Below are 16,194 nucleotides of genomic sequence, written 5' to 3' on the forward strand. Positions count from 1 at the left end.
CACGGGAGGACGACCCACTGCGCGGGTTGACCGGTGAGGTCGGCGATCACCTCGAAGTCGCCGTCGTAGTGGAGCACGGCCAGGCGGTGCTGTTCCGCCGTGGCGCCGATCAGCGGATCCGGAAGGGAAAGAGCCCGGTGAAACCCGGCGTCGAGCGCGTGCCGTTGGACCTCCAGCGCGCGGATAGCGGATAAAGGTCTCCTCGTTGCTGTACACGTGGTCGAATGCGTGGAGCCAGGTGCTGATCACCGAGCCCGCTCCGGCGCGTGGCTCGAAGGGTTACGCGGCCAGCGCCTTCGGGGTTTCCTTGTCGCATTCCCAGTGGGCCAGGGCCGAGCGGTCGAGGAGAATGATGCCGGCGCCGGCGGCGAGGGCTTCGGCCTTGGCGGAGAAGCAGCCCGCCGTGGTGGCCAGCAGAAGCGGCCCTGGGCGTTCCTCGGCGGCGTCGAGGGCGGAGACGAAGTCCTGGACCACGCCGCCCGCCACCGGGCCCGGGCCGTCCGCGCTGCGACAGCGCAGCACCGCCGGTGTCCCGTCGCCGCGCCTGGCGTGGATGTCCACCGCGTACGCGTCCTCGACCACCCGCACCGTCTCCACCTCGGCCAGGCCGTCCCGCTCGCACAGTTCGGCCACATGCTCCGCGAGCCGGGCCGGGTCCATCCGGTCCAGGCGTGCCTGCGCGTCGCGCAGCGCGCGGTCGTCGCGATACTCGATCGGCTCGTCGGCCCTGGGCCGGTATCCCGCCAGCCAGATCACCGAGGCCAGCCCCGCCGCGGCGCAGATGTACACCACCATCATGCCGTCGGACTGGTTCACCCGAACACCTTCGAGGACGAACCAGACACCGATGGCGAGGAGTTCGAGCCCGGCGACCAGGATGGCCAGATTGAGGTAGGCCCTCACCGTCGTACGTGCCATGTCCGTCGTCCCCCGGTGACGCATCGGCCGGTCGTACCCGTGTCGTTCACGTTGTCCCGAACTCGTTTCGAGCCGAACTGCCCTGATCCGAACTGCCCTGACCCGAGCGGCCCGACCGAGCTTCGGCCGCACCGTCGTTGTCCTGTCGCCATCCCGACGATCGGGAACCGTCACCCGGTTCCCGACTCCCGCCACAACCGGACGAGACCCGGACCACAACCGGACCACGACCGGACGACAACGGGACACCCTACGAAGGTGCCCTCACGCGCCGTCCGGCAGGTTGGTCCAGCCACGGCCGTCGGCCCTGCCGTACCACCCACTCGCGGCCGTGGTGCCGCCGTCCACCGGGATCAGATGACCCGTCACATACGACGATGCGGCACCGGCCAGGAAGAGCACAACCTTCGCGTAGTCATCGGGTTCGCCGAATCGCGCCAACGGGACCCACGAACCGATCAACGCCGGGTCGCGATCGCGCAATTTGGCCTCGTATGTCGTCTGCGGCGTGTTGGCCATGTCCGGGGCGATCGCGTTGACCCGAACCCCCTTGCGCGCCACGTCGACCGCGAGCGACTTGGTGAACGCGATGATCGCGGCGTTGTACGCGGAGTAGACCGGACACCCCGGGATGCCGCGCAGCGCCTCGACCGTCGACACGTTGACGATGCTCCCCCTGCCCCGCTCGATCATCGACGGCAGCACCGCGTGCGTGACCCGCAGCACGTGTTCGAAGTTGATCGCGTGCAGCGCCCGCCACTCCTCCTCCGTGCTGCGCAGGAACGTGGTCGAGGGCCGGTAGTCGCCCACGTTGTTCACCAGGACGTCGGCGCCGCCCGCCGCGAGCGCCGCGTCGCGCAGCCGCTCCACCGTCGCCGGCTCCCGGATGTCGCCGAGGACCACCTCCACCCGCCCGCCGGCCGCCTCGATGTCCGTGCGCGCCTGCTCGGCCCAGTCCGCGTCGATGTCGTTCAGCACCACCAGCGCGCCCGCGCGGGCCAGCAGCCGGGAGACCCCGCCGCCGATGCCCGCGCCGCCTCCGGTGACGATCGCGACCTGGCCGGCGAGGGGTTCGGGGTCGAGCATGGGTGGTGCCTCCTCGGCGGATATGACGATGCGTCAGATCTGCGCATGCTCCCCCAGGTCGGCCACGAGGTCAACGCCGAATCCGGCCCAAACGATCTTCGCCGCATCCCCGGCCCCGGCCGCGCCGATCGGGCCCGGGGTTCGCGAGCAGGCAGGATGGGGCAACGAACGAAACCGGTGCGTCCGACCCCGTCGGCACGCGACGACGGAACGAAGGGATCACATGGACATCAAGGTCGAGGACGTCCCCGCGCGGCACCGCTTCGAGGCCCGGGTCGACGGCACCGTGGCGGGCTTCGCCGAGTACATGACCACCGACACCCTGATCGTGTTCACCCACACCGAGGTGGACCCGGGTTTCGAGGGCAAGGGAGTGGGCGGCGCCCTCGTCCGCGGCGCCCTCGACCTGGTCCGCGCCGGCGAGCACAAGGTGCTGCCGCTGTGCCCGTTCGTCAAGGCGTGGATCGGCAAGCACCCGGACTACTTCGACCTCGTCTACGACGCCCCGCCGAGCAAGGTCACCGACTGACGCCCCGGCCCGACGGCGGCTCCCGGTCCCGTATCCACCCGAACCGCCCGCGCCGCCGCACGATCCGGCACGATCCCCCTCCCTCGGTTGGGCGTACATAGAGCCGCGCCGTAGGCTCGACTCCCGTGAACAGCCTGCGCATGATCGACACCTGGCCCGTCGGGAAGGCCGCCGCGGCCGTGGTCACCCGCGATGGGGTGGTCAAGGGCGAGCACGGTCCGATGGACGAGCCGTTCCGGCTCGCCTCGGTGACCAAGTTGCTCACCGCGTACGCCGCGCTCGCCGCGATCGAGGAGGGGGCGATCGAGCCGGACGACGCGGCCGGGCCGCCCGGATCCACGATCCGCCACCTCCAGGCGCACACGTCGGGCCTGGCCTTCGACGAGGACCGGGTGCTCGCCGGTCCCGGCCGCAAGCGCATCTACTCGAACACCGGCTTCAACCTGCTCGGCGCCACCATCGAGAAGGCCTGCGACATCCCCTTCGGGGAGTACGTGCGCCAGGCGGTGTTCGCCCCCCTGGGCATGACCGAGACCACGATCGGCGACTCCCCCGCCGCCGGCGGCGTGTCCACCGTGCGCGACCTGACCCGGTTCGCCGCCGAACTGCTCGCCCCGCGCCTGCTCGCGCCGGAGACCGTACGCGCGGCCACCACCGTGGCCTTCCCCGGCCTGGACGGCGTACTGCCGGGCTACGGCACCCGGCGGCCCAACGACTGGGGCCTCGGCTTCGAGATCCGCGGCACCAAGTCGCCGCACTGGACCGGAACCACCAACTCGCCCGCCACATACGGCCACTTCGGCGCGTGCGGCACCTTCCTGTGGGTGGACCCGGAGCTGGACGCGGCCTGCGTCTGCCTCACCGACCGCGAATTCGGCCCCTGGGCCGCCGAGGTCTGGCCGATCCTGAACGACGCGGTGGTCGCCGAACTGCGCTGAGCGCAAGCGCACCCCTTCGCCCGGCTCGTCCTGCGCCGCCCGGGCCGGCGCGGCGCATACCGTCGACTCGTGGTGTTCTCCGTGCTCGCGGCGCTCGCCGCCGCCCTCTGCTACGGCGTCGGAACCGTACTGCAGGCCCTGGGCGCGCGGCGGACCGCCGGCGCGTCCGGACTCGATCCCCGGGTGTTGACCCGGGCCCTGCGCCAGTGGCCGTTCGTGCTCGGCACCGGGCTCGATCTGGCCGGGTACGCCTGCCAGTTCGTCGCGCTGCGCGAGTTGCCGGTCTTCGCCGTCGAGGCCGCCCAGTCGGCCAACCTCGCGGTCACCGCGGTGTTGGCCGTACCGGTCCTGGGCGCCCGACTGCGCGGCCCGGAGTGGGGCGCGGTCGCCGCCGTCTGCGCGGGCCTGGCGCTGCTCGGCGTCTCCGCGGGGCACGAGGGCCCGGCCCGGACCCACACCGCCTTCCACTGGTCGCTGCTCGCCTGCGTCGCGCTGCTCGGCGCCGCCGGATGGGCCGCCGCCCGGCTCGCCGAACCGTGGCGCTCGCGCCTGCTCGGCCTGCTCTCCGGACTCGGCTTCGGCCTCATCGCGTTGGCCACCCGGGTGCTGACCGACCTGTCCTTCCCGGGTCTGTTGCGCTCCCCGACCGTCTACGCGCTGGGAATCGGCGCCGCGCTGACCTTCCTGCTGTACACGATCGCGTTGCAGGGCGGCGCGGTCACCTCGGTCGCCGCCGCGCTCGTGGTCGGGGAGACCGTACTCCCGGCGGGCGTCGGCATCGTCTTCCTCGGCGACCACAGCCGCCCGGGCCTCTACGGCCCGCTCGCGCTGACCGGTTTCGTGTTCGCCGTCGCGGGCGCGATCACGCTGTCCCGCTTCGCCGAGGGCGAACCCGACTCGGCGGGGAGGCCTGCGGGCGACGAGGTGCCGCCCGACACCACCGACCGGCCCGGATAACGCGTTCGGCCCCCGTCGCCGTCGCGACGGGAGCCGACTTCCCGAGACCACCTGATCCGAACGTCACCCACCGGGACGCCCCGACCGGTCCGCTCACTCCTCCGGTTCGATGATCTGGTAGTCCAGTTCACCGATCGAGTGCGCCAGTTCGGCGGGGGTGTACACCGCGCCGTCGTAGACGAACGCGGGCTCGATCGCGGTCTCGGTCAGCCCCTCGGCGCTGGTGTCTTGCACGACGATGGCCCAGCCGATGACGGGGCACAGGACGGGCTCTTCACCGGACCTGGTCACCTCGACGTCCCACCCGGGTTCGGCCGGGGCGAGATTGACGACGCTGCGGCGGGTGTAGCGCATGGCGGGACTCCTCGGCTGCACGTGAACCGGCGGTCTGCGCCGGTTCGAACAAGCCTATGGTGCCGGTGTGACTGCTGGGGTCACGGGGCGTGGGCAGCGCGAAGACCCGCAGTCGTACGGCCCGCCGACCCGGGCGTGTGCGGCCGGTCGACCGGGGTAGGTACCGGCGGAACACGCCCGGTGGATGCCGCGCGCCCGCGAGTTGCCGGGTCCTCGGGACGAGCCCAGGAATGCCCGCGACCCCGCGCCTGTTGACAGGCACGTACACGCAGCACGGGGCACGAACGTTTGGGAGGACGCATGGCCACGGTCGCACTGACCAAGGAGAACTTCGAAGAGGTCGTATCCGGCGACGGCCTGACCGTGCTGGACTTCTGGGCGGCCTGGTGCGGACCCTGCCGGTCGTTCGCGCCGACGTTCGAGAAGGTCTCGGAGGCCACGCCCGACGTCGTCTTCGCGAAGGTGGACACCGAGGCGGAGACCGATCTCGCGCAGGCGTTCTCGATCCAGTCCATCCCGACCGTGATGCTCGTCCGCGACGGTGTCGTGGTCTTCTCGCAGCCGGGCGCCCTGCCCGAGGCCGCGCTGGTCGATCTGATCAAGCAGGCGCAGGGGTTGGACATGGACGAGGTCAAGCGCAAGATCGCCGCGGGCTGACCGACCACGACATCGGGCCCTTCCTCCCGAACCACGCCGTTTGCACCTTCGGCACGGCAGAGGTCTACTGGAGGGAACGAGAGGGGCCCGCACGGAGAGACGCGGAGAAGCGGTCGATGTAGGGCCGCGCACCGCGCAATCAGGATCCACGAGAAGTGGATGGGCCTCTCTCGGTTCGGTGGCCACGGTCACCTGGAGCAGGCGACACGGAAGCCCGTCGGATCACATCCGACGGGCTTCCGGGCGTTCACGCCCCACCCGGGGTGGCCGACCCACCCGGCGATTCCGTCGGCCGGCCGCGCCCCGCCGCCGGTCGCGCCCGCAGGTGCGCCCGCAGCGTGGCGATCTCCTCCCGCAGCCGCTCGGAACGGGCCGGCTCGCTCGGGTCCGCGCGCGGGATCCGCCCCGCCACCAGCGCCAACTGGGCCTCCTCGATCTCGCCGATCAGCACCCGGACCGGCCGCGGCCGACCGTTGCGCACCTGCCGACGGCCGGCCCGCCGCGGCAACAACTCGGCCTCCTCGGGCCGGATCGCCCCGGTCCCGGCCTCCTCGGCGGCCACCTCGCGAAACCTGGCCAGATAGTGCCGCCGCGCCGACCGGTACACCAGCATCGCGACCACGAAGTCGACCCCGACCCGGGCGAGCATCCCCCGCCACCCCGGCGGCAGCGGCGCGTTGAAGAACCAGTGCATCCCCATCGCGAGCAACCAGCAGCCGAGCGCGACCGACACCCGCCGGGCGAGCGGCCGACCGTCGCGCGCGACGAGGTAGCCGACACCGGTACCCGCGACCGCGCTCATCGCCCAGTGCGATCCCCACCCGGTGATCCCCACCCGCGCCGCGAAGGACGCGTCCACCGAGGCGCCCGGGTCGGTCGCGCCGTCGAGCAGGATGGTGTTCAGCGCGTACAGGAGGTTCTCCATCACCTGGAAGCCGAGGCCGACCAGCGCCCCGAACACCCAGCCGTCGATCGGCGCGCGGATCATCGCGGACCCGATCAGCGCGAGGATCAGCAGGCCGCAGAGCTTGAGCGTCTCCTCGTTGACCGGCGCGGTCACCGCCGCTCCCCACCTGTCCGCGAAGTCGACGCCCCGGGTCTTCGCCCAGATGCCGCCGAGCCCGGTATTGGCCAGGATCGCGCACCCGGTCGCGGCGGTCATCCCCCACGCGACGCAGGCGATCGAGCCGGCGTGCGGGGGCGCGACGACCGGTCGGATCCGGCGCGGCAGCAGGTAGCCGACGCCGAGGGTGAGCAGGAGCAGAAAGCCCGCGAGGGCCGTCGCGGCCGGGAAGACCCGTACCGTGTCCCGGTATTCGTGCACGATGACGCCGAGTCCGAACAGGCACCCCAGGAGTGCCACCCCCGCGGCGACCGGAGCCGAGGGCTCGCCGGCCGGCCGGACTCCGCCATCCCTCACGCGGCCTCCTCGGTGAACGTCAAGGAGCGCAGTACATCCGCCACCTGAGCCCACTGCGGATCGGCGCTCGCCTGCGGCGCGAGCGCGATCAGCCGGATGGCGAAGGCGTCCTCGGGGCCGGGATAGATCACCGCCTGCCCGGTGTCGCCGTCGCGGGCCAGGGTGCCGACCATGCCCCGGGCCCCGGCGTGGGCGACCAGCGGTCCCGGGTCACCGAGTCGGGCATGCCGGTCGCCGACCCGGAGCGTGTCGCGCAACCCGGTCCACAGCGCGTCGGCGTCCTCGGTCCGGGGCAGCGAGATGTACGCGACCGACAGGTCCACGTCACCGTGCCGCAGCACGAACAGCCGCGAGGGTGTGGTGGCGGCCCGGTCGAGGATCCAGCCGGCGCCGACCCGGAACCACGCGCGGTGGTCGTCGTCCGGTCCGACCCGGAACACCGTGCCCGCCCGGACCCGCCGGTCGCCCGAGATCCACGAGTCGACCAGCGGCCACCCGCCGGTGAGCAGCACCAACACGGCGGCGACCGCGAGCGGACCCCACCAGCGAGCCCGCCGCGGCCCGGGGAGGATGCGGGCGTCGGTCATGTCTCCAACGTCCGCCGAACGGCACGATTCCGCCCGACGAACATCGGCCGTCGGGCGGAATCGATCCCTCGAAAGGGTTGGCCGAAGCGTCGGGTCAGAGACCGAACTCGACGGGGGCCAGGTCGAGGGCGAAGCACGCGTCGCGCACGACCGCCTGCTCGGTCTTGTCGAAGTGGCCGTCGGCGCCGCCGATCACGATGCCGATCTGGATCACCGCGCGCGCCTCGGTCGGCTTCTTCTTCACCTTGGCGATGTCCTGGAGCACGGACACCTTGCCCAACTCGAAGTCGGCGGTGAGCTTGGCCAGATAGGCCTCGAAGCGCTGTTCCAGGTCGCTCGCGGCGAAGTTGCGCAGCACGTCGTTGCTCGTGATCAGCGCGCTCACCCGCTGCCGCTCGGCCGGGTCGATGGAGCCGTCGGCCGCGGCGACCAGGGCGCACATCGCCATGCTCGCGTCCCGGAATCCGCCGCTCTTCAGCTCGTTCTTCTTCGCTTCCAGCTGCCCCTGCATCGTTTGGGCGGACTGCTTGAACTTGTCCCACAGAGCCATGGGGATCCCCCTGCCTCGCGTACATACGCGTAGATTTCGAGCCCTCAATCTACAGACTCGTAGAAGATACCCGTTGCCCGGGCATCCGCAGAATCCATTCTGCGGGGGCAGCCCGCCAAACGGGGCGGCGCCACACCGGCCGGCGGCCCCGCCCGGTCACCACGAGGCCGTTGGCCTGCTCCGGCGACATGAACGCGGGCGAGCCGACGGAGACGCCCGTCGTGGTCAACGCGGTGGCGTCCGCCGCCCGGGCGATGCCGAAGTCGATCACGCGGGGACCGTCGAGGGTGAGCAGTACGTTGGAGGGCTTGAGATCGCGGTGCACGAGCCCGTCGTGCACGCCCACCAGCGCCGCGGCCGGCCCCGCGCCCAGCGCCCGCACCGTCTCCTCGGGCAGCGGCCCGGCCAACCGAACCGCCTCGTGCAGCGACGGCCCGGCGATGAACCGGGTGACCAGCCGCGGGCGCGCCGCCTCGGCGTCGGCGTCCGGCACGGTCGCGGTCCACGGTCCGGCCACCCGGCGGCCCGCCTCGACCTCGCGCCGGAACCGCACCCGGAACTGCGAATCGTCGGCCGGTTCCGGCCGCACCACCTTCACCGCGACCAGGCTCCCCGCCCGGTCCGCCCCGGGTACACCCGACCCATCCCGCCCGCGCCCGGATGCCGCAGCAGGCGGTACCCCCCGATCACGACCGGATCGTCCTGCGCCAACCCCCGCACACCACACCCCCGTCGGGTCGGGCGATCGCCCGACTTCATCACCCCCGAACAATACGATCACCCGGATTCGGCGGTTGGCCGGCGCACGCGGCAGGCTCGCACCGTACGTGCGCGGCGGCACACCCCCTCCGGACAGCCGAACGCCCCGGGGTCCGGTCGAGCCGGTCCCCGGGGCGATGCGGATGCGGGTCAGGCCGCGAGGGCGCTCTTGACCTTCCACTGGTCGTAGCTCATCTGCCAGTTGCCGAAGCCGTTGCCGGGCTCGGTGGTCTCGGTGTTGGTCGAGCCCTTGACCACGACCGGGTCGCCGACCTCGACCCGGTTGAAGAACCACTCGGCGTCCGAGACGGTCATCCCGACGCAGCCGTGGCTGGTGTTGGCGACGCCGATGTTGGCGGTGTTCCACGCGGCCGAGTGGAAGAAGGTGCCGGAGGAGGTGAAGTGCACCACCCACGGCACGTCCGGAAGGTTGTAGCTGTCACCCAGACCGACCGTGGTCGAGTCGAGGGTCTCCTTGGCGTTCTTGTTCAGGATCACGTGCGTGCCGCCGCGCGTGGGGAACTCGCCGGAGCCGGCCGACACCTTGATCGTCTTGACCGCGACGCCGTCCTCCATGATGGTCAGCCGCTTCTTCGGGACGTCCACCTCGACGACCCGGTTGGTGCCGACGGTGAAGGTGCTCTCGTAGTCGCGCGCGAAGTAGGTGCCGGGGCCGCTGGCCACACCGCCCAGGTTCGCGTTCAGGGTGACCTTCGTACCGCTGGGCCAGAACTCGCGCGGACGCCAGTCGACCCGGTCCTTGCCGGAGATGTCCTTGGTCCAGCCCCACGAGCCCTCGACGTTCGGCGTCGTGGTGACCTTGAGGTTGCGCTCGACCTCGGCCTTGTCCTTGACCGCGTAGTCGAACATCACCGACACCGGCTGTCCGACGCCGAAGGTGCCGCCGTTGGCGGGCCGCAGGGTGACCTTGTTCACCGTGTCGGCCTTGAGCGTGCCGAACTTCGTGGTGGCCGAGGACTCCGCGCCCTTCTTGCCCTTCGTGGTCGCGGTCACCGTGTAGGCGGCGCCCGGCACGGTGCGCGTGGTCGAGGTCCAGGTGCGGCCGTCGGTCCCGATCGTGCCCTCGATCGCCCGGTTCTGCGCGTCCACGACCCGCACCGAGGTCAGCGTCCCGGAGTCGGCCGTCACGGTGACCGGCTTGCCCGGTGCCACGCCCTGCGTGCCGTCGGCCGGATCCACCGTCACCCGCGCCGGTGTGTCCTTCGCCTCATTGTCCGCGTCGCCCGGCTTCGCCTGCGCCGCGTCCGACTTCGTCGCCTTGTCGGCCCCTCCCGAGCCGCATCCCGTGAGCACCACCGCGGCCGCGACGAGCGGCAGCGCGACGACACGAATTCCCTTGCGGGAGCCGGATATCAGGGGCTTACGCACGTGCGACCTCACGAGGGGTGGACGACCGGGGATCGTTCAACACTAACAATGTGGAGCAATTCCCCGTTCCCGCACGCGGTGTGACGGTTTCGACATGATCCGGACGCAACCGCTCGGTCCGGCACGGCACGAAGCCGCGCCCGGGACAAATCCCGGACGCGGCTTCGGAGTTCACGCGCCTCTCGCGCGGCGGTCGAGCGCCGCCCGAAAGCGACTACGCGACGGCGGTGCGCCGGCGCTGGGCCGGGGCGCCGGTCGAGCCGCCGGAGCGGCCCGCGTTGCCGCCGGACGCGGCGGCCGACGGACGCCGTCCGGTACCGCTGCCGCCGCCCTGGCCGGGCCGACGACCGCGACCACGACCGCCGCCGGCGCCACCGCGGCGCGGCGACTCGGCGGCCGGCGAGGAGATCACGACCGGGACGCCGGAGGGCACCTGCGCGCCGGTGACGCGGGTCAGTTCCTCGTCGCCCGAGCGCACCTGGATGGTCTCGGCCTGGATGCCGGCGATCATCATCAGACGGGCCATCTCGCGGCGCTGGTTCGGCGTGACCAGCGTCACGACGCTGCCCGACTCGCCGGCGCGCGCGGTACGGCCGCCGCGGTGCAGGTAGTCCTTGTGGTCGGTCGGCGGGTCGATGTTGACCACCAGGTCCAGGCCGTCCACGTGGATCCCGCGCGCCGCGACGTTGGTCGCGATCAGCGCGGTGACGTGCCCGCTCTTGAACTGCTCCAGGGTGCGGGTGCGCTGCGGCTGCGACTTGCCGCCGTGCAGCGCCGCGGCGCGCACGCCGCTCTGCAACATCTGCCGGGTGAGCCGGTCCACCGCGTGCTTGGTGTCCATGAACATGATCACCCGGCCCTCGCGGGCGGCGATGTGCGTCGCGGCGGTGTGCTTGTCGGCCTCGCTCACGTGCAGCACGTGGTGCTCCATCGTGGTGACCGCGCCCTGCGACGGGTCGACCGAGTGCACGACCGGGTCGGAGAGGAAGCGCTTGACCAGCCGGTCGACGTTGCGGTCGAGGGTGGCCGAGAACAACATCCGCTGCCCGTCCGGCTGCACCTGGTCGAGCAGCGCGGTGACCTGCGGCATGAAGCCCATGTCGGCCATCTGGTCGGCCTCGTCGAGCACCGTGATGCCGACCGCGTCCAAGCGCGCGTCGCCGCGGTCGATCAGGTCCTTGAGCCGGCCCGGGGTGGCCACCACGACCTCGGCGCCGTTGCGGAGCGAACTGGCCTGGCGACCCAGCGACATGCCGCCGACGACCGTGGTCATCCGCAGCTGCACCGAGGTGGCGTACGGCATCAGCGCGTCGGTGACCTGCTGGGCCAGCTCGCGGGTGGGCACCAGGACCAGCGCGAGCGGCTGCTTGCTCTCCGCGCGACGACCGGCGATCCGGGCCAGCATCGCGAGACCGAACGCGAGCGTCTTGCCCGAGCCGGTCCGGCCGCGGCCGAGCACGTCCCGGCCGACCAGCGCGTTGGGCAGGGTGGCCGCCTGGATCGGGAACGGCTCGGTGACCCCGTTGCGGGTGAGCGCGGTGAGCAACTGCTTGGGCATGTCCAGGTCGGCGAACGCGGCGACCGCGGGCAGCGACGGGGTGGTGCTGACCGGCAGCGCGAACTCGGCGACGGGCGCCGCGGTCATCGGCTTGCGCCGGTTGCCCGACGGGGCGCCGCCGCGGCCGCGACCGCCGCCGCCGCCGTAGCCGCCCCGGCCGGAGCCGCCGCCGCTGCGGCCGTAACGATCGTTGGAGCTGGAGCGGGGGGTGCGATTCATGGAGAACCTTCCTCGATGCGGCGCGTATCGAGGACGTCTCCGCACGGCGGGTAGCCGCGCAAGGAGTCGCAAGAACGAGCCGGAGTACCTGAACTGAAGAACCGACGTGGTGACTCGGGTCACTCGCGTCGAGGTGTTGCGCAACGGTCGGGCGCCTGCCGAAGAGCGGCGGCCGATGTGCCGGACCGTGCGAGGCCGCGCGACGAGGTCGCGTCGGGCAGGGTCCTGAACGGCGGATGTCGGGCATCCGCCCTGGTGGTGCGCCGTGGCTTTCCCGGGTTCGGGAGTCGCCGACCGGGACGGCCGGCGGCCACGGGAAGGGCCCGCACCGTGTGGCGCGGGCCCTCGCTGCGTGACCGAAGCCACGCCCATGAGCGAAATCAGACGATGTTGATGTTCTCCGCCTGCGGGCCCTTCTGGCCCTGCGTGACGTCGAAGGAGACCTTCTGGCCTTCCTGGAGCTCACGGAAGCCCTGAGCGTTGATGTTCGAGTAGTGGGCGAAGACGTCGGGGCCGCCACCGTCCTGCTCGATGAAGCCGAAGCCCTTTTCGCCGTTGAACCACTTCACGGTGCCAGTAGCCACGTATCTTCCCCTTCGGGGCAGTACCGGGATCCCGCACCCTGCGAGACCCGAATCGTTGCTGATTACCCCGCCCGGAGTTGGACACCGGAAAAACAAAAGTGCACCTGTTGGCTACAACCAGCAGGCGCACAGAAAATTCCATGGGAACCACAGCAGCAATTAACGTTAGCACGCCGGACCACCGGGCCGGCGGGATCGTCTCGATCTTGTCCGAACCGCCCGCCGGCGACCGGCAGGACTCGATCACCGCGCCACGCGCACCGGCCCGCCGGTCGACGCCGGGTGCGACCATGGACGCTCCCCCGCCAGTCCCCCAGCCCCCGAAGGGTTCGCGTGTCCTCCTCCTCCGGCATCCCCGCGTCCGACGACTCGGTCCAGCCGATCCCCCTCTCCCCCATCGGCACTCCCCTCACCCTCGAGGACATCAGCGCACCCGGCGGCTGCGGCGACGGTTGCGGTTGCGCCGGCGGCGGCATCGACATCGACGCCGACCTGCTCGACGCGTTCGTCACCGAGCAGGTGCTGCTGCGCCTCGAATCCGAGCCGGCCTTCCTCGCCCACTCCATCGCGGCGCTCGCCGCGGCGGACGAGATCGATGCCGAACTGGCCGAGGAGATCGAGGAGTTGGAGTCCGACCCGGTACTCCTGCTCGATGTCCTCGGGGCAACCCGGCAGACCCTGCCGGAGATGGAGTCCGACGCCGTCGTCCTGCTCTTCCGCTACGTGATCGACCATGTCGCGCTCGGCCCGGAGGAGTTGCCGCTGGAGGACCGCGTACGGATCGAGTGGCGCGTGCCGCCGATCGAGCGTTGACCCGCGATCCCTCCCGGACGAGGCCGCGCGCCTCGTCCTACGGCTCGGCCCGCCCGTTCCCGGCGCCCTCCGGGAGCGGGCCGGGGGCCGTCGGCGCGAGTGCGGTCCCGGCCGGCGGCCGGGCCGGGTCCGGCCGCCGGCGGCTCATGAACGCGAATCCGGCGCCGAGGCCGATCAGCGCGGCCGAGACGTGCCCGATCGTGGTGAAGTCCGGCAGGTCGCCGTACCACCGCACGGACGAGAACGGGTACAGCAGGCAGCCGAGCGCCCACAGCGGCCGCAGCAGTCCGGGCAACAGCGGGGTGACCGCCGCTATGGCCGCCATCGAGGCGTAGCTCACCCCGTAGTCGAGCGTGTACCGGGTGTCCTCGGGATACGTGCCCGAGTGGATCGCCGCGATCAGCACGGCGGCGGTGAGCAGCGTCGCGCCCACGTGTCCCAGGAGCGTGACGCCGACCGCACGCACCGTGCCGATCCGGCGCTCCAGCACCGCCATGCACACCCCGATGCCGAACCCGATCGTGGTCACGTTGCCGAACAGGGTGCCGTGCACGTCCGCGACCAGCAGGCTGCCCGCCATCGCGCGAAACGGATGGTGGTCCAGGTTGTCGAGGTTGGTGCTGATGTCCGCCAGGAGCCGGTCCGCGGCCGGTTCGGACATCAGGCCGCCGACCACGATCCCGTTGATCGCGAGCAGGATCAGCACGACGAAGGTCGCGGGGCTGCGCCGCGGGTATCGGGCGACGCCGCGCAGCCGACTCGCGAGGTTCCGGGTCACGGTGCGTTTCTCCTTGGGCCGGCGCGGGGACACGGCGCGAACCACCATGCTGCATCACCGGCCCGGGACGCCGTGTCCCGACCCCGGAATCGGCGCGGGCGGCGCACGGGGTTGGGGCGGGTGACGGCGGCTCGACACACCCCCCGCCGGGTGCGGCAGGATCGCCCTCGACGATGCCGGGACGAGGGAGATGGCGTGACTGCGGTGGGTCGGGTGGCGGACCGGTACGAATTGGTGGAACAGCGTGGCCGTGGTGGGCTCGGGCGGGTGTGGGCCGCGCGGGACTCGGTCGAGGACCGCGAGGTCGCGGTCAAGCTGCTGCACGGCCCGCCCGACGAGGCGGCCGCGACCCGGTTCGTGGAGCGCACGCGGGCCGCCGCGCCGCTCGATCATCCCGACCTGGTCGCGGTGTCCGACGTCGGCCTGACCGGCGACGGCACACCGTTCCTGGTCACCGAACTGCTCACCGGCCGCGACCTGCGTACGGTACTGCGCGAGGGGCTGCCCGAACTGCCCGCCGTGTCCCAGGTGTTGGACTGGACGGCGCGGATCTGTGCCGCCCTCGACCACGCGCACCGGGCCGGCGTGGTGCACGGCGACCTCAAGCCGGCCGATCTGTTCCTGACCGCCGATGGCGGGATCCGCGTCCTGGACCTCGGCCTGGCCGACCGGCTCGGGGCGGTCTCCGCGACCGGCACCGCCCTGATCGGCACCCTCGCCTACACCGCACCCGAACGCCTGCGCGGCCGCCCGGCCGAACCGGCCGCGGACCTGTACGCACTGGGCTGTGTGCTGCACGAACTGCTCACCGGGACACCGCCGTTCGCAGCCGAAGACATCGCGGCCACGGTGTACGCCCAGCTCGAACAGGTCCCGGAGGCCCCGGATCGGCGCCGCCCCGACGTGCCGCCGCACGTGAGCCGCCTGGTCCTCGACCTGCTCGCCAAGGATCCGGCACAGCGCCCGCCGACCGCCGCCGAGGTGGCCCGCCGCCTGACCGACACGACCCCGCCGCGCCCCGAGCCGACGCCCACCTCGACGACCGTGCCGCCGACCTCCGCCGAGGTGCCGCCCACGGCCGCCGACGTGCCGCCTGCCTCGACGGAGGCACCGGCGACGCCGACCGAGGCGCCGCTGACGCTGACCAAGACACCGGCCGCGTCGGCCGAGGCGCCGCCGACCCCGGCCGAGGCGCCGCCCGTCCCCGGCGAAGCGGGTGCCGCTTCCGCCGCCCCGGCCGCGCCGGCCGACCTGTCGCGCCGGCCCGCGCCGCCGCCGCTGCCCCCGGCGCCGCCGCGTTTCCCGCCCGGCTCGCCCGCCGCCTCGGGGTTCGCCGTCCCGGCCCCTTCCGCCCCCGCCGACGACGACGAGGCCGGGTTGCGCCGGGCGGTCGCGGCCGGCGACCCGGACGCCGCCGTGCAACTCGCCTACCACCTGGCCGACACCGGCCGAGAGGCCGAGGCCGAGGCGCTGTACCGGGATGCGCTGGCCCGCAACCACCCGGAGGCCGCCAACGACCTCGCCGATCTGCTCGCCGCACACGACCGGCACGCGGAGGCCGAGGAGTTGTACCGCCGGGCCCTCGTCCAGGGCCATCCCGACGCCGCGAACAACCTCGGTCGGCTGCTGCTCCGCCTCGGCCGCGCCCCGGAGGCCGAACACCTGTTCCGGCACGCCGCCGCGCGGGGCCACGACGACGCCGGGCACAATCTCGGCCTGCTCCTCGCCAACACCGGTCGGCTCGACGAGGCCGAGCAGTGGTTCCGGCACACCTACGCCCAGGGCCACCCGGACGCGACGGTCAACCTCGCCGGCCTGCTGGCCGCGAAGGGCCGGATGAAGGAGGCCGACAAGCTGTACCGGCGCGCCCTCACCGAAGGGCACCGCGACGCCTCGATCGGCTACGCCGGCCTGTACGAGCGCCGGGGCCGCGTCCGCGAGGCGGAGGAGATGTACCGCCGCGCCTTGGCCGAGGGCCACCCGGCGGCGCCCGGCCAACTGGCCCGCTTCCTCGACACCCTCGGCCGGGGCCGGGAAGCGACGTGGCCGCGCTCGTAGACCGGCCCGCCGCGAACGCGCGAACGCCACGCACGACGCC

Annotated in this window: 16 protein-coding genes and 1 pseudogene; 6 read left to right on the forward strand and 11 right to left on the reverse strand. The window is 72.4% G+C overall.

The window, feature by feature from the left end:
- Positions 1–279: 279 nt before the first annotated feature.
- Positions 280–918 (reverse strand): restriction endonuclease, encoded by a 639-nt coding sequence (locus B4N89_RS07575; protein WP_161500661.1) that lies wholly within the window; start codon positions 916–918, stop codon positions 280–282.
- A 264-nt stretch (positions 919–1,182) separates the two neighbouring features.
- On the reverse strand, positions 1,183–2,004 hold the full coding sequence (locus B4N89_RS07580) for an SDR family NAD(P)-dependent oxidoreductase (protein WP_078975099.1): 822 nt from the start codon (positions 2,002–2,004) through the stop codon (positions 1,183–1,185).
- Between the two features lie 223 nt (positions 2,005–2,227).
- Here B4N89_RS07580 and B4N89_RS07585 point away from each other — a divergent pair, with 223 nt between their 5' ends.
- The 3 genes from B4N89_RS07585 to B4N89_RS07595 all read left to right on the forward strand — a co-directional run bounded on the left by B4N89_RS07585 (position 2,228) and on the right by B4N89_RS07595 (position 4,428).
- The gene (locus B4N89_RS07585) at positions 2,228–2,533 is read left to right on the forward strand and encodes a GNAT family N-acetyltransferase (RefSeq protein WP_078975101.1); all 306 of its coding nucleotides are present in this window, start codon (positions 2,228–2,230) and stop codon (positions 2,531–2,533) included.
- Positions 2,534–2,658: 125 nt separating this feature from the next.
- Complete coding sequence (locus tag B4N89_RS07590; protein WP_078975102.1) at positions 2,659–3,471, forward strand: serine hydrolase domain-containing protein; 813 nt, start codon at positions 2,659–2,661, stop codon at positions 3,469–3,471.
- Positions 3,472–3,540: 69 nt separating this feature from the next.
- The gene (locus B4N89_RS07595; RefSeq protein WP_101897017.1) at positions 3,541–4,428 is read left to right on the forward strand and encodes a hypothetical protein; all 888 of its coding nucleotides are present in this window, start codon (positions 3,541–3,543) and stop codon (positions 4,426–4,428) included.
- A gap of 93 nt (positions 4,429–4,521) precedes the next feature.
- Here B4N89_RS07595 and B4N89_RS07600 read toward each other — a convergent pair whose 3' ends face one another.
- On the reverse strand, positions 4,522–4,782 hold the full coding sequence (locus B4N89_RS07600) for a hypothetical protein (RefSeq protein WP_078975104.1): 261 nt from the start codon (positions 4,780–4,782) through the stop codon (positions 4,522–4,524).
- A gap of 288 nt (positions 4,783–5,070) precedes the next feature.
- Between B4N89_RS07600 and trxA the strand changes: the two genes are divergently transcribed.
- Positions 5,071–5,439 (forward strand): thioredoxin, encoded by a 369-nt coding sequence (gene trxA, locus B4N89_RS07605; RefSeq protein ID WP_268812471.1) that lies wholly within the window; start codon positions 5,071–5,073, stop codon positions 5,437–5,439.
- Between the two features lie 247 nt (positions 5,440–5,686).
- Here trxA and B4N89_RS07610 read toward each other — a convergent pair whose 3' ends face one another.
- The 7 genes and pseudogenes from B4N89_RS07610 to B4N89_RS07640 all read right to left on the reverse strand — a co-directional run bounded on the left by B4N89_RS07610 (position 5,687) and on the right by B4N89_RS07640 (position 12,505).
- Positions 5,687–6,859, reverse strand: coding sequence for a PrsW family intramembrane metalloprotease (locus B4N89_RS07610; RefSeq protein WP_143657889.1), 1,173 nt, complete (start codon positions 6,857–6,859; stop codon positions 5,687–5,689).
- Complete coding sequence (locus B4N89_RS07615; protein ID WP_078975110.1) at positions 6,856–7,446, reverse strand: hypothetical protein; 591 nt, start codon at positions 7,444–7,446, stop codon at positions 6,856–6,858. The genes B4N89_RS07610 and B4N89_RS07615 overlap by 4 nt, the downstream gene beginning before the upstream one ends.
- A gap of 94 nt (positions 7,447–7,540) precedes the next feature.
- Positions 7,541–7,996 (reverse strand): tellurite resistance TerB family protein, encoded by a 456-nt coding sequence (locus tag B4N89_RS07620; protein WP_078975112.1) that lies wholly within the window; start codon positions 7,994–7,996, stop codon positions 7,541–7,543.
- Between the two features lie 151 nt (positions 7,997–8,147).
- Positions 8,148–8,755, reverse strand: a pseudogene (locus tag B4N89_RS07625) (serine/threonine-protein kinase); the annotation flags it as partial.
- Positions 8,756–8,905: 150 nt separating this feature from the next.
- Complete coding sequence (locus tag B4N89_RS07630) at positions 8,906–10,144, reverse strand: L,D-transpeptidase (RefSeq protein WP_235618515.1); 1,239 nt, start codon at positions 10,142–10,144, stop codon at positions 8,906–8,908.
- A 214-nt stretch (positions 10,145–10,358) separates the two neighbouring features.
- Positions 10,359–11,921 carry a DEAD/DEAH box helicase gene (locus tag B4N89_RS07635; RefSeq protein ID WP_078975113.1) on the reverse strand — a complete coding sequence of 521 codons (1,563 nt, stop codon included), beginning with the start codon at positions 11,919–11,921 and terminating at the stop codon, positions 10,359–10,361.
- 380 nt (positions 11,922–12,301) lie between these two features.
- Positions 12,302–12,505 carry a cold-shock protein gene (locus tag B4N89_RS07640; RefSeq protein WP_020554660.1) on the reverse strand — a complete coding sequence of 68 codons (204 nt, stop codon included), beginning with the start codon at positions 12,503–12,505 and terminating at the stop codon, positions 12,302–12,304.
- Between the two features lie 333 nt (positions 12,506–12,838).
- Here B4N89_RS07640 and B4N89_RS07645 point away from each other — a divergent pair, with 333 nt between their 5' ends.
- Positions 12,839–13,318 (forward strand): hypothetical protein, encoded by a 480-nt coding sequence (locus B4N89_RS07645; protein WP_078975115.1) that lies wholly within the window; start codon positions 12,839–12,841, stop codon positions 13,316–13,318.
- A gap of 37 nt (positions 13,319–13,355) precedes the next feature.
- Here B4N89_RS07645 and B4N89_RS49660 read toward each other — a convergent pair whose 3' ends face one another.
- Positions 13,356–14,096 (reverse strand): rhomboid-like protein, encoded by a 741-nt coding sequence (locus B4N89_RS49660; RefSeq protein WP_161500662.1) that lies wholly within the window; start codon positions 14,094–14,096, stop codon positions 13,356–13,358.
- A 195-nt stretch (positions 14,097–14,291) separates the two neighbouring features.
- Between B4N89_RS49660 and B4N89_RS49665 the strand changes: the two genes are divergently transcribed.
- Complete coding sequence (locus B4N89_RS49665) at positions 14,292–16,154, forward strand: protein kinase domain-containing protein (protein ID WP_161500663.1); 1,863 nt, start codon at positions 14,292–14,294, stop codon at positions 16,152–16,154.
- Positions 16,155–16,194 lie beyond the last annotated feature (40 nt).

It is taken from the genome of Embleya scabrispora, assembly GCF_002024165.1.
Taxonomy (GTDB): Bacteria; Actinomycetota; Actinomycetes; order Streptomycetales; family Streptomycetaceae; genus Embleya; species Embleya scabrispora_A.